Source organism: Pedobacter humicola (assembly GCF_056490705.1).
Map to the genome: position 1 here is coordinate 56,078 of NZ_JBWJIG010000006.1, position 14,514 is coordinate 70,591.

Genomic DNA, 14,514 nt, shown 5'->3' on the forward strand with positions numbered 1-14,514 from the left:
ATTTAACTTTTCTTTGCGCCAATCCCAAATCTCCCCATCCGGGAAGATTGTTGGGCGGCTATCATTAACTAAACTAAAATTTCATTAGCGGTTGAAGGAGGCAAGGTGGAGAGTTAAAGATTGATAAAACTCAACCTTCCACCTTAAAATCTTTGACCTTCTCCCTTATACCCTTATATCAGTTCCTCGTTCCGGCTTTTGTTGACCTTTTCAGAAATCACATGTCCATCCTTCAGGTTGATGATTCTGTTCGAAAAACTGGCGTCATGGCTGGAGTGGGTAACCATCACAATGGTGGTTCCGGTTTCATTCAGTTCGCAAAGCAGTTCCATTACCTCGTTACCATGTGAGCTATCCAAGTTTCCGGTGGGCTCATCGGCTAAAACCAGTTTAGGTTTCGTAACCAATGCCCTTGCCACCGCTACACGTTGTTGTTGTCCACCTGATAATTGTTGCGGGAAGTGCCCACTACGGTTTACAATATTCATTCTCTCAATAATTTCATTCACCAGTTTTTTACGTTCACCAGCTGCAATCTTATTGTAGATTAATGGCAGTTCAATGTTTTCGAAAACGGTTAATTCATCAATTAAATTGAAATTCTGGAAAACAAAACCCATATTCCGCTTACGGAAATTTGAGCGTTCTCTATCGTTAAGCGTTAAAAGCTCGGTATCGATAAATTTATAACTTCCACTTTCGGGCTTATCCAACAAACCCATTACATTTAATAAAGTAGACTTTCCACAGCCAGAAGGCCCCATAATGGAAACAAACTCTCCCGCCGCAACATGAAGGTTAATTCCGTTAAGTGCAGTGGTTTCTACTTCTTCAGTTTTGTAAACTTTTTCCAGATTTTCTATTTTAATCATAGTATCAAGTGTTATTCTAGTATCAAGTATTTAGTATCAAGTATTTGGTATCAAGTATCAAGACCTGATTGTATTAATTTCTAACTTTAGAGCTTATTTTTCCTAAACGCCAAACGCTCTACTTATTAATCTCCACCTGATCGTATTGGTTAAACTGATCATAAGAAGAGGTAATTACTTCGTCGCCTTTCTGCAAACCATCCAATATTTCATAGTACAGATAATTTTTTCTGCCAATTTTCACATTTTTCTTGATCGCTTTGCCATTGTTTACCACAAACACCCACGATCCGCCTGTACTTTGGAAAAACTGTCCCTGAGCTAAAAGCAGCGATTTGCTGTTATCCGACAAGGTTAACTTAGTTTGCAACGATAAACCTCGGCGTAAACCTTCGGGTGCTGCGCCTTTAAAGACCATTTCTACCTGAAATTGTCCGGCTGTAACCTCTGGAATCACTTTACTTACTGTTAAATTATAGGTTTTACCATTAAATTCGCAGTTAGCTGTTTGTCCTTCTTTAACCCTATTGATATAATATTCGTCTACACCAGCCTGAAGTTTATAACCTTGCAGCACGTCGATTTTTCCAATCATTTCATTAGAATTGTAAGATTTTCCAATTACAGGATCGTAAGAAGACAATTTACCTGAAACAGGCGCTTTAATGGTCATATTTTCAATGTTTTTACGGATCATTTCTAAACTTTCGTTCATCTGTCCCATCGATTGATCGATCTGCGCCAACTGCATTTTCCTGCTCTGGTTTTCCTGTTTAACAGCCTGACGCACAATTTTAAGTTTACCCTGATAGTATTCAAAATCCTGACTCGATTTATTAAATTCCTGTAGTGTAATTACTTTTTTGGCAAACAACGAACTGTCTAATCTATATTGACGGGTGGCGGTTCTTAAACTGTTTTCTACATCTAAAACATCCTGATTTAAAACCCTTTGATTTTGCTCCAGGTCTAGCCTCGATTTACGCAGCTGATTGATCTGCTCGGTGGCTGCCGTTTGACTTGAGGTATAACTCAACATGGCATTTGAATTAGAGATTCTTAACAAAGGTGTTCCTTTTACAACAGAAGCGCCGTTTTCGGTAAAAATTTCTGCAACAGTACCGCCTTCTGATGAACTTACAATTACCGAAGTTAATGGCACAACACTGGCATTTAACAAAACGACATCCTCAAAATCCCCATATTCTACTTTACTGATGGTTAATTTATCGGCATCTGCACTATAAACTTTTTTTAGTGATAAAGTATAGCCATAAATTACAACTGCTACAAAAGCAATTGCTCCACCTATAATTAACAAGGTTTTAGTGCTAAATCTTTTTTTCTCTATTTTCTTATCCATGTGTTCGGTTGTACTGTTCGGTTTCTCTAATAACCAAGCTTGTGCCAAAAGCGCAAACACAACCTAAAATACTAAATAACAGATAATTAAATATTAATATCATTTCAATATGTTCATTATCGAACAGTTTATGTGCGGGAACGGACAGTTTTGTTAAATTAGCGGATCAAAATTTCAATTTATGCTTGATGCCACAGTTTTAATTATCGATGACGACGACGACATTCTGCTCAGTGCCCGTTTGTTTCTAAAGCAACAGGTTAAGCAGGTCATTACCTGTAAGTCGCCAAAGGAAATCAATGTATTGCTGAGTAAAAATGAAATAGACATCATTTTACTCGACATGAATTATCAGAAAGGGGCCAGCGATGGTCGCGAAGGATTATATTGGCTTGAACATATCTTATCAATTGATAAAGATTATGTAGTAATCTTAATGACGGCTTTCGGCAATGTTGAACTGGCCGTTAAAGCAATCAAAAAGGGAGCGACCGATTTTATTTTGAAGCCCTGGGAAAATGAAAAGCTTTTCGCTACCATTTCTGCTGCTTCTAAACTACGCGAATCGACCAGAAAGGTAAAGAAACTCGAGAAAATACATTCATCCTTACAAAAAGACCTGACAAGAGGCTTTGAGAACATTGTTGGGCAAGCCGATGGCATAAAACAATTACAATCTACTTTATTAAAAGTTGCACCGACTGATGCAAACGTCCTTATTTTAGGCGAAAACGGTACCGGAAAGCAGGTTTTTGCTTATGAAATCCACGGAAATTCGCAACGCAAAAATCAGGTTTTTATGCATGTTGATTTAGGTTCTCTAAACGAAAATCTATTCGAGAGTGAACTCTTCGGTTATGCCAAAGGTGCTTTTACCGATGCGAAGGAAGATAAACCCGGTCGTTTTGAGCTAGCCGATGGCGGAACGATCTTTTTAGATGAGATTGGCAACTTAACGCTACCCCTACAGGCTAAACTGCTTAGTGTTTTGCAAAACCGCACGGTTACCCGCTTAGGAGAAAGTAAAGAGCGAAAAATAAATGTCCGCTTAATTACCGCTACAAACATGCCGCTAAATGAAATGGTGGCTAAAAATACCTTTAGGCAGGATTTACTTTTCCGGATTAATACTGTCGAGCTTTTATTGCCGCCTTTACGTAAACGTGGAAGTGATATCTTACTGCTGGCCAATCATTTTATGCAGGTTTTCAGTTCAAAATACCATAAAGAGATCAGAAACATAAACAATAAGGCACAAGATGTACTTTTAAATTATAAATGGCCCGGTAACGTGCGTGAATTGCAGCATGTTTTGGAACGGGCTGTGATCATGAGCGATGGGAATGATATTTCTGAAGAAGATTTGCAGTTAAGTCCACAGCGTTTTGCCCAGAACAACTCTATCCCTGATGAAATGGCATTAGAGGATATGGAAAAAATGATGGTGCAGAAAGCAATAGATAAACACAAAGGAAACATATCAAAAGCAGCAGCAGAACTTGGCTTAACCAGGGCCGCATTGTACAGAAGAATCGAGAAATTTGGAATCTAACAGAGGTGTACGGTATAAGGTTTAAGGCATAAGGTTATAAACACCTCTCATCAACCCTAAACCCTAAACCTTAAGCCCTAAACCTTAAACATGTTTTATCAACGCTTTACTTTCCGTTTAATATCCCGCCTGCTGATTATCAATCTGCTGGGTTATCTTTTATTTTACCTGATCAAAAACACGCAACTTTGGTTTACCATTATCGGCGTGGCATTAATCTTTTTGGGTACGGTGGTTTCCCTTTACTACTATATCAATCAAATCCGCTCTGATATTAACCGCTTCATTTTAGCCGTTAAAACGCGGGATCATACCTTAAATTTTAAAAACAAGGTAACTAAAGGCAGTTTTCCAGAACTGTACGAATCCTTTAGCGATATTTTACAGGTACATAAACAGATTAGGTTAGAACAGGAAGCAATGTTTCAACTGATCAAAACCATTTTGGAGCAGGTTCCTGTTGGTGTAATTGTGGTAAACAATACCGAAAAGGAACAGGGCGAGGAGGTGGCATTTTTTAATCAGGCCGCTTCAAACCTTTTGGCTGTTCCGGCTTATAAATATTGGCACAGGCTAAAACAACATCTTCCAGCGTTTGGAACAGAAATAGAGCAGATTTTATCTGGAGGGAAAAGGTTTTTAGAATTAAAGATCCAGGATAAACTGATCCAGCTTTCAACCGAAGTGATTCCATTAAATCTTTATGGGAACAACTATACTATTATCAGTTTCCAAAACATCAAAGATGAAATTGAGCAAAAAGAAACAGAAGCATGGAACAGATTAATTGGTGTGATTTCGCACGAGATTTTAAACTCCATTACACCTATCAGTTCATTGTCGGATACGATCAACCGGATGGTAACCGATAAAGAGAACCTCACAGAAGATGAAATGGACGATCTGAAGACAGCACTACAAACCATTCAAAGACGATCTTCCGGTTTGCTCGATTTTGTTAAGGACTACCGATTAATCGCTGAATTGCCCACGCCAAATCTCGAATCGCACACCATTGGTGAAATACTGAAACACATTAAAGTATTGATGCAGCCTTTTGCCAAAGTTAAAAACGTGGTACTGGATGTAGAACAAACCTCTTCAAAAATCACCATTCAGCTCGATCTGAAATTGGTTGAACAAGTGTTGATTAACCTGATTACCAATAGCATTTACGCTGTAGAAAATAGAGAGCTCCCATACATTAACGTAAATTACCGCTTAGAAAACACCAAACTTTATATCGATGTTACCGACAATGGAAAAGGTATCGATCCAAGTGAACTGGAGAAAATTTTCGTTCCATTTTATACCACCAGAAAAACCGGATCCGGAATAGGTTTAACCATTAGCCGCAATATTATGAAAATGCACAGAGGCAGTATTGAGGTAATCTCTACTCCTGGTGAAGGCGCTACTTTTTCATTGGTATTTAACTATATTTAATCATTTCAATGTTTTTTTGACCTAAAAAATCAAACAAAACCTACCTGATATGCTTTTAATGATGTGGATACATCAAATACAAGCATGAAGACAGTTATAATATCGAACAGACTACCCGTTAAAATCATCGAAGAAAATGACGAATACACATTTATACCGAGTGAAGGCGGCTTAGCCACCGGACTAGGGGATGTGTATAAATCAGGTAATTCCATCTGGATAGGATGGCCAGGAATAGAAGTGCCTGAAGGACGTCAGCAAGAAGTTACACAAAAACTCGCCGAGTTAAATCTCTACCCCGTTTTCCTTACCCAAAACGAAATCAACTTATATTACGAAGGCTTTTCCAATGAAGTATTATGGCCTGTTTTTCATTACGTAGTTACCTACGCCCATTACGAACAAAGTTATTGGGACTGCTACCAATCTGTTAATGAGAAGTTTGCCAAAAGCGCCATGCAAGTGCTGGGCAGAAAGGATAAAATTTGGATTCAAGATTACCAATTACTCCTTTTACCGGGCATTCTAAGAGAAAAACTTCCCGCTGCAACCATCGGTTTTTTCCAGCATATCCCCTTTCCATCATACGAAATATTCAGGCTGATTCCCTGGCGTGAAGAATTATTAAATGGATTAATCGGCGCAGATTTAATCGGTTTCCATACCTATGACGATGTCCGGCATTTTATTAGCACCGCAACCCGCCTGCTCCCTGTAAATTCATCGTCGAACGTACTTAACAGCAACGAAAGGCAAATTGTAGTAGAAGCTTTCCCGATGGGAATCGATTTTGATAAATTTTCGGATTTAACTGCTACGGAAGCGGTAAAAAAAGAAATCGATTATTTCAGGACAGGGAAAGAAGAGATGAAGGTAATCCTTTCTATCGACCGCCTGGATTATAGTAAAGGTATCTTGGAAAGATTAAAAGCTTTGGAGCTCTTGTTACAGCTTCATCCAGAATATATTGGCAAAATAGAACTTTTTATGATCGTGGTTCCTTCTCGCGATACAGTACCCCAATACAGCGAATTAAGAGATCAGATCGATCAGTTTGTGGGGAATTTAAATGCACGGTACCGCTCGATGAACTGGATCCCGGTAAATTATTTTTACCGCTCCTTCCCTATCGAAGTACTTTCTGCACTCTATTCTACTGCTGATATCTGTTTAGTTACGCCTATGCGGGATGGAATGAACCTGGTAAGTAAGGAATATATTGCCAGTAGGAACAATAATGATGGGGTACTTATTTTAAGTGAAATGGCTGGTGCATCTAAAGAATTAACAGATGCTGTAATTGTAAACCCAAATAACCTGGGCGACATTATGGAAGCCATTGTAACCGCACTTAAAATGCCTATTGAAGAACAACAGCAACGCATGAAAGCCATGCGTGCAATTGTAGAAAAATTCAATGTAAAACATTGGGTAAATAATTTTATTTTAAGATTAAACGAAGTGAAAGATTCTCAAAAATCGCTGTTAACAAAACATGCAGTAAATGCCATCAATGAAATAATTGCCACCAAATATGCCAAAACGACTGATCGGGTCCTATTTTTAGATTATGATGGAACACTGGTGGATTTTACCGGAAATATTGACGATGCCTCTCCTGATGCAGAGCTTTACGACCTGATTGAAAACCTTACGATCGATCATGCCAACAAAGTGGTTATTATTAGTGGCAGAAGACACGAAACCTTAGAACAATGGTTTGGACATTTAAAAGTTGATCTGATCGCTGAACATGGTGCCTGGCAGAAATCATTTGGCGATAAATGGAACAGTCTGCCCCTGCTTACAGATCAGTGGAAACAGGAAATAAAGACTTTATTGGAAACCTACACAGACCGCACACCCGGATCATTTATTGAGGAAAAAAGTTACTCATTAGTTTGGCACTACAGAAAAGCTGAAGAAGGTCTTGGCGATTTAAGGGCAAATGAAATCATCAGTCACATGAAAATTTTAGCTGCAGATAAGGGTTTACAACTGATGCCGGGTAATAAAGTAATCGAATTTAAAAACATGGAGGTAAATAAAGGTAAAGCAGCATTAAACTGGCTATACGATAAACATCCTGACTTTATTTTGGCACTCGGCGACGATCATACTGATGAAGATATTTTTAAGGTATTGCCCGATGAGGCTTTCACCATTAAAGTTGGCAACAACATTTCGGAAGCTAAATATTACCTGAATGATTTTAAAGAAGTGAGGAAATTGCTTTGGAGTTTGATTAAGGAGGAGTTTGTAGCGCGGAGTTAAATATATCATCATTTCGCGGAGTGCAACGCAGTCGAGAAATCTAAAACAAGAATCCTAGCTTTGACAACATTAATGTGTATTAATGTTGTCAAAGCTTTTTAGTTGGTAGGGATTTGCAATTCCGACCTCTGAGTTGTGGATTTTTAACCCACACATCCTTATAAAAATATCGGTCTGTCCAATTTAATCGCAATGCGATAAGCCGCATTCATTAAACCAACATGGCTATAAGCCTGAGGAAAATTACCCCATTGGCTACCCGTTTTAGCATCAACATCTTCACTGAACAAAAGCAGGTGATTACAATATTTAATAATGTTCTCAAATTCCTTAATCGCCTCATCGGTCCGGCCAACGCAGGCTAAGGCTTCCACGTACCAAAAAGCACAGATTAAAAAGGTCGTTTTGGGTTTGCCAAAATCATCGGCGTGCAGGTAGCGATAAAACAAGCCGTCTTCTGTTTTCAACTCCTTTTCCAAAGCAATTAAATGATCTTTTGCCCGATCAGAAGCCGGATCAAGGTAATTCATCATAATCAATTGCAAAGTACTGGCGTCTAAATGTGGACTTCCTACAGCATTGGTAAATACTTTTCTTTCCGGGTCGTAGCAAGCTTCTATATGTGCCGCCGCTTTGTCGATTAAAATCTGTGCCCGCTGTTCGAAATCTTTATTACCAATCGTTTTAGCCATTTTTAAGGCTGCTTGTGCACCTGCCCATTGAAACAGATTACTGTAACAATGCATGTTGGCAATGTTCCTAAATTCCCAAATTCCAGCATCTTTTTCATCGATAGTTCTTTCAATTTTAGAAAGTACGCTTTCTATCCATTTTATCGAATCGCTGCGCTCAGAAAAAACAAAACGGTGATCAGTATAAAGGGGCAGCATCGAAATTAAAACCTGACCATAAATGTCGTTCTGAATATGCTCATAAGCCTGGTTCCCTATTCTAATCGGCTGCTCGCCTTTGTATCCTTCTAAATGATCTAAAGTACGTTCAGTGATTTCCCTTTCACCAGCAATGCCATACAAAGGTTGGTAGCGTGTATCTTCAGCATGTGAAATGTCGGATAAGTAATTAAAATACTTTTCCATCTCTTCAAAATGCCCGATATGGTTTAAAGAAGTAAGTACATAATGCGAATCGCGTAACCAGCAATACCTATAATCCCAGTTCCTCGTACTGCCTGGCGATTCGGGCAAACTTGTAGTACTGGCTGCTATAATTGCGCCGGTATCTTCGTATTGATGGATTTTTAAAACCAAAGCCGAGCGGATCACAAAAGGTTGATAAAAGCCGGCTATCGAAGAGTGTTTAATCCATAAACGCCAATACCCAATGGTTTCGCGGAGAAAATTTTCAGCTGTACTTACGACAGGCGCCTCCAGGTTCTGTCCATAAGTCATGATGAGATATTTGGCTTCGTTGAGTACGAAAGCCTTTTCATCAATGATATAGGTAAGCGATACATTGGTGCTTAAACGGATATTTTCCTCACAGCCCAAATAATCAATGTGATTGCTACCACGGCTTGATTTCATCTTACCCTTTCCGTAGTCGCAAACCGGCTCACATTTGATTGTAATGCGTGGGTTTCCTGCTAAGGGTTCAATCTTTCTGATAAACATTAATGGCTTAAAATAGCGTTCGTAGAGCCGAAAGCGGGGCGCGAAATCCGTAATGCGGTATTTTCCGTCTTCTGCGGTAATTTCAGTTCTTAAAACGTTGGTATTTTCGATGTAATATTGAGTAGAAGTATACTCGCCTTGTGGTAAAATCGAAAACTCTCCTCCTTTTTCCTTGTCCAATAAACTCCCAAAAACAAATGGACTATCGAAACGTGGCCAGCAAAGCCATGATATATCAGTATTTTTATTTACATGTGCAATAAAAGCGCAATTTCCTATAATTCCTGTTTGATAGAGGTGCTGTTCGGCCATAAAATATATTTTTGTTTATGTACTAACAAGCTTAGGGGGAAAATGTTGGATGGAAAGGTTAAAAAGAGATTGTGTAAATATTTTTCAATTTATTGTTCTTCCAAAGCGTCATGCTGATCCGATAGCAATCGGATTCATTTCAGCATCTTTCCTGCAAGATAAACCCTGAGATAAATCAGATAGCTATCCGATCAGGGTGAGGTATGGATTAAACCTGTGAATCTCAAAACAAAAAAACCAGCCACGAAAAATCGCGGCTGGCCTAGTTAATGATCAATGATTATCTTAAATAACGGTTCCACTAGGTACTACTGCACCTTTTTTGATGACCACGATACCGTCTTTAACAGCATAGAGTTCGAAATCTCCATCCTCTAAATGGTCGCCCCCATTAATCTTTACATCATTACCGATACGGCAGTTCTTATCGATGATGGCATTATTGATGAAACAACGGTCGCCTATGCCGATCAATGAATTTCCCCTGCCCGTTTCATCCTGTATCTCTTCAAGTGTTTGATACCTGTCGCTACCCATAATATAAGCATTCGTAATTACAGTATCCTTTCCAATTCTCGACCGGATGCCCAAAACCGCATGTTCTACCTTACTCGCCTGAATGATACAGCCTTCTGCAATAATCGTTTTATCTAAAGTAGTACCCGAAATTTTAGATGGCGGTAACATCCTTGCCCTGGTAAAAATGGCATGATTGCTATCAAACATATTAAATTTGGGAATCTCGTCTGTTAAGCCCAGATTAGCCTCGAAAAACGATGAAATATTACCAATATCTGTCCAATAACCTTCGTATTGATAACTGAGAACCCTACTCTGCGTAATCGCCCTTGGCAGAATTTCCTTACCAAAATCTTTTTCTTCTTCGTTCTCGTTCAGGATATTGATCAGATACTCACGATTGAAAACATAAATACCCATTGATGCCAAAAAGTTTCGACCTTCACCTTGCATCTCTTCACCGGTATCAGATACCCAATCTTCCAAACCTGTTTTAGGTTTTTCGATAAAAGAGGTAATCATGTTTTCCTCATCGGCTTTTAAAATACCAAAATCGGTCGCGTCTTTCGCTGTAACCGGAATGGTCGCAATGGTAATTTCCGCATCGGCCTCGATATGTTTTTCGATCATATCCTTAAAATCCATCTGATACAACTGATCGCCAGACAAGATTAAGATGTAATCAAACTCATGCGAAACAATGTGATGCATACACTGACGAACCGCATCTGCCGTACCCTGAAACCAACCTGAGTTTTGTACAGTTTGTTCAGCCGCCAAAATATCAACAAAAGCCGTACTAAAATGGCTAAAGTGATACGTGTTTTTAATGTGTTTGTTTAGGGATGCCGAATTAAACTGTGTTAACACAAACATACGGTGGATACCCGAATTGAGGCAATTCGAGATTGGGATATCTACCAAACGGTATTTACCAGCAATTGGAACTGCCGGTTTAGAACGTGTTTGTGTTAGTGGCGATAATCTAGAGCCCTGGCCACCGCCAAGGATAACGCCTAAAACTTTGTCAGTCATGTTTAAGCTTATTTTAATATTTGGTATAATTCTATATAATTTGATGCTGCCCGATCCCACGAATGGTCTATCTTCATCATTGTTTTTCTAACCGCTTTAAAAGCCTTCTTATCATTGTATAATTCTACAGCCCGGCTAATGGCATGGGTAACATCCCAAATACTGGTTTGATCATGGCAGATGCCAAAACCACCGTCCCCTATATCAATCACCGTATCTTTTAAGCCACCAACCCTGCGTACGATAGGAACGGTTCCATATCGTAAAGCGTAGAGCTGATTTAAACCACATGGTTCAACTCTTGATGGCATAACCAGGAAATCTGCTCCTGCATACATCTCATGCGAAACCTGCTCGTTATAACCAATATAAACATTATATCTTCCACCAAAAATATCTTTTAACTGATTTAAACGTCCTTCAACCCAATTGTCTCCGGATCCCAAAACCAGGATATTAATGTTATCGCCATGTTGTTGTAAAGCAGTATAAAAAATGTCTGGCAGTAAATCGGCACCTTTTTCATCAACCAATCTACCGATAAAAGTAAATAGAGGTTTAGAAGCATCCAATTGAAAAACATCACAAAGGGCTGTTTTGTTTGCCAGTTTACCAGCTTCCACTGTTTTTAAATTGTAACCTTTTCCCAGCATGGGGTCGGTTTCAGGGTTCCAAACTTCGCTATCAATCCCATTTAAGATCCCTACCGATTTCCAGCGCTCCTGTCTGAGCAAGCTTTCCAGTCCCCGGGCATTGCTCATCATCTCATCCAGGTAACTTGGCGATACCGTAGTAACCTTCCAGGCACATTTAATGGCCGACGCCAACGGATTGATCGCATCATCCCAGCCCAGCAAACCACCTTTCCATAAATCGAAAGCTGGGATATAATATAATTTATTCCACCCAAACTGGCCTTGATATTGTGCATTGTGAATGGTTAAAACAGTTGGCACACCGCTAATGGGCTTGTATTTTATTGAATTTGAAACCATAAATGGAATCAAACCTGTATGGTGGTCATGACAGTGGATTACATCAGGGCGATGCTCCCATTGTACAATCCAATCGAGCGTAGCAATCTGGAAAGCCACAAAACGTTCGGTATCATCATTATATCCATACACATTCGGGCGGTCGGTTAAACCCTGAATATGAACAATGTATAAATCGAAACCAAGCTTATTCGTCCTTTCTTTTAAAATGCGGTATTGAAAATGATTGTTGCCATAATTTGCCCAGGCATCGTACGTCACTTCAAATTCGCTTTCGCGGATAAATTTTGTATCGTAGGCGGGCACCACCACTTTGGCAATGTGGCCCAGTTTATTTTGGTACTTTGGTAGGGCCCCTACTACATCGGCTAAACCACCAACTTTTGCAACAGGGTAACACTCGGCGCTTATATGTATAATTTCCATCAAATATTTGGTGTAGATAACCTAAGTAAGTTACTAATTGTTTTGAGTTTTGCAAATAATGAAAATTATATTTTTAGTTGGTTATTTAGAGAAAGCAACGCGGAATGGAGAGATCTAACTTATAATTTAGGTTGTTTTTTATTGGAAGCGTATGCTCAGTTCCTTGTGGCGGGCTACAGCCCTGCTTTTCGTTGCAAGTCCTCGCTACGCTCCGGGCTTTGCACTACAATCAGGCTTAAAAACAAAGGGCTGTTCCTGTTAAGTGCAAAAAGCGTCCAAATTTATCAGGGGTATCTTTTTAGTCTGCGGGACATAAAAACGAAAAAACCGCTTAAATGCATAAGCGGTTTAACAACAAAACAAATATATTTTTGGTTTAAAAATATCTTAATACTCCTCGGCGATAATTTCGTAGAAATCGCGGATAGGCTGAAATTGGGGGTGTAGTGAAACTACATCTCCAAAAACCAATAATGCCGGTGCTTCTATTCTTTTATCTTCAACGATTTCGGCAATCGTATCAACTATACCAATGGCAATTTTTTCTTCAGGTGTAGAACCATTTTGGATGACCGCAACAGGCAATAAATTTTTATTTTCTGCCTGAAATATAGCTGCGATTTCCTTTACCTTTTCAATTCCGTTTAAAACAACAATGGTTGCTTTGGTTTTTGCGGCAATATATAGGTCTTCCGAAATTTCTCCTTTAGCATTTGTTCCGGTTACTGCCCAAAAACTTTCGCTCAGGTCTTTATAAATCATCGGGATTTTTTGCAAACTTGGCGCACCAGTCGCGCTCGAAATACCAGGGATAATTTCGGTAGGAATACTGTATGATTCTGCGGCATCAATTTCTTCGTAACCTTTTGCAAAGAAAAATGGGTCACCACTTTTTAAACGCACCACGTGACCGTAGTTTAAAGCATAATCAATAATCAATTTGTTTATGGCATCCTGAGAAAATGATTCATCATCTGAACGTTTGCCAACGTAAAGTTTCGGAATACCATCTGGCGCATGACACAATAAAGCTTCGTTCACATTTGCATCATATAAAACAACGTCAGCTGTTTTTAATGCTTTAACACCTTTTAAACTAAATAAATCCGGATCGCCAGGACCTGCACCTATTAAAGTAATTCTTGGTTCAATGTTCGCTTTTTCTACTTTATTCAAAATCATAACAGATAATTTATGCGCGTTATACGTTTGTTAATTATACAAATATATAAAGTCTATGGGAATAGTAGTAATTTATTTTAAAATATTTTTTTTATAGTCATTCTGAACGTGGTGAAGGATCAATAAGCCATGAAACGCAGCAATCAAATATTCTTTACTGCGTTCGGGATGAGACTAATAAAGAAAAGCTCCGTGTCAAAAAAATAAATGAATACCTTATTTACAGTTAACTTCCTTAAAAGTAAATTTCCCGGCTTCGTAATTGATCGGTTTACCTTTAACAAAATACGATCTGCCCAAAGTAGTTTCAATTTGTGCTACACCCATTATCAATTTCCCATCTTTCTTTAAAAATGCTAAGGGGTTGGTAAAGGCTTTGGTGGTATCTTTACCCGTGTTAAAGCGGTAATCGACCATCAAGGTATCTCCATTGAATTTACCACTGATTTTACCATTGTTTTCTGGTTTATCTGCGTATTTAACCAATAATGAACCTGTAACTTTTCCTGAAGACATTGTTTTCAGAATCATGGCGGCACTGTCTTTTTCGAAAATAGCCGCATAACAAGTTTCACTGATCACCGAATCCTTTTTTGCTGTATCCGCCTTTTTTTCAGATTGATTACAGGCAAAAACAAACGGAACAGCGGCAAAAACGAAGTATAAAAGATTTTTTTTCATGTTTTAATTTTTGAGTTAATATTGGAGAGATGAAAATTTTTCAACATTTCCATAATAAATATACAAAAAACCTTAGAACGAAAAATGGGGTAACCATTTGGCACCCCACTGAAATTGCTTTCACTTCAGATTAATCTAAAGCTTTCATTATTATATTTGGTTGTGGTTCTCTACTGCAGGATTTTTAAGATCAATGAGTTATTTCATTATGCCTCATAAAGTTGTC

At 38.7% G+C, this 14,514-nt stretch carries 10 protein-coding genes; 3 read left to right on the plus strand and 7 right to left on the minus strand.

The features are described from left to right. Positions 1–173: 173 nt before the first annotated feature. Positions 174–872: an ABC transporter ATP-binding protein gene (locus tag AC04Q1_RS11590; protein ID WP_478364742.1), complete on the minus strand. Its 699-nt coding sequence runs from the start codon at positions 870–872 to the stop codon at positions 174–176. Between the two features lie 118 nt (positions 873–990). Next, a complete protein-coding gene (locus tag AC04Q1_RS11595; RefSeq protein WP_478364744.1) occupies positions 991–2,235 on the minus strand; it encodes an efflux RND transporter periplasmic adaptor subunit in 1,245 nt (414 codons plus the stop codon). A 181-nt stretch (positions 2,236–2,416) separates the two neighbouring features. On the opposite strand from AC04Q1_RS11595, the gene AC04Q1_RS11600 reads away from it, so the two are divergent. From AC04Q1_RS11600 to AC04Q1_RS11610, 3 genes are all read left to right on the plus strand, one after another. Continuing rightward, positions 2,417–3,787 (plus strand): sigma-54-dependent transcriptional regulator, encoded by a 1,371-nt coding sequence (locus AC04Q1_RS11600; protein WP_478364746.1) that lies wholly within the window; start codon positions 2,417–2,419, stop codon positions 3,785–3,787. Between the two features lie 90 nt (positions 3,788–3,877). Further along, complete coding sequence (locus tag AC04Q1_RS11605) at positions 3,878–5,233, plus strand: sensor histidine kinase (RefSeq protein ID WP_478364748.1); 1,356 nt, start codon at positions 3,878–3,880, stop codon at positions 5,231–5,233. 84 nt (positions 5,234–5,317) lie between these two features. Further along, complete coding sequence (locus tag AC04Q1_RS11610; RefSeq protein ID WP_478364750.1) at positions 5,318–7,507, plus strand: bifunctional alpha,alpha-trehalose-phosphate synthase (UDP-forming)/trehalose-phosphatase; 2,190 nt, start codon at positions 5,318–5,320, stop codon at positions 7,505–7,507. Positions 7,508–7,665: 158 nt separating this feature from the next. Here AC04Q1_RS11610 and AC04Q1_RS11615 read toward each other — a convergent pair whose 3' ends face one another. The 5 genes from AC04Q1_RS11615 to AC04Q1_RS11635 all read right to left on the minus strand — a co-directional run bounded on the left by AC04Q1_RS11615 (position 7,666) and on the right by AC04Q1_RS11635 (position 14,288). After that, on the minus strand, positions 7,666–9,450 hold the full coding sequence (locus tag AC04Q1_RS11615) for a glycoside hydrolase family 15 protein (RefSeq protein WP_478364752.1): 1,785 nt from the start codon (positions 9,448–9,450) through the stop codon (positions 7,666–7,668). A gap of 285 nt (positions 9,451–9,735) precedes the next feature. After that, positions 9,736–11,004, minus strand: a complete 1,269-nt coding sequence (locus AC04Q1_RS11620) for a glucose-1-phosphate adenylyltransferase (RefSeq protein WP_478364754.1) — start codon at positions 11,002–11,004, stop codon at positions 9,736–9,738. Between the two features lie 8 nt (positions 11,005–11,012). Next, a complete protein-coding gene (locus tag AC04Q1_RS11625; protein WP_478364756.1) occupies positions 11,013–12,425 on the minus strand; it encodes a glycogen synthase in 1,413 nt (470 codons plus the stop codon). Positions 12,426–12,812: 387 nt separating this feature from the next. Next, entirely contained in the window at positions 12,813–13,607 is a 795-nt protein-coding gene (cobA, locus tag AC04Q1_RS11630) for a uroporphyrinogen-III C-methyltransferase (RefSeq protein WP_478364758.1), read from the minus strand. 216 nt (positions 13,608–13,823) lie between these two features. Further along, positions 13,824–14,288, minus strand: coding sequence for a hypothetical protein (locus AC04Q1_RS11635; protein WP_478364760.1), 465 nt, complete (start codon positions 14,286–14,288; stop codon positions 13,824–13,826). Positions 14,289–14,514 lie beyond the last annotated feature (226 nt).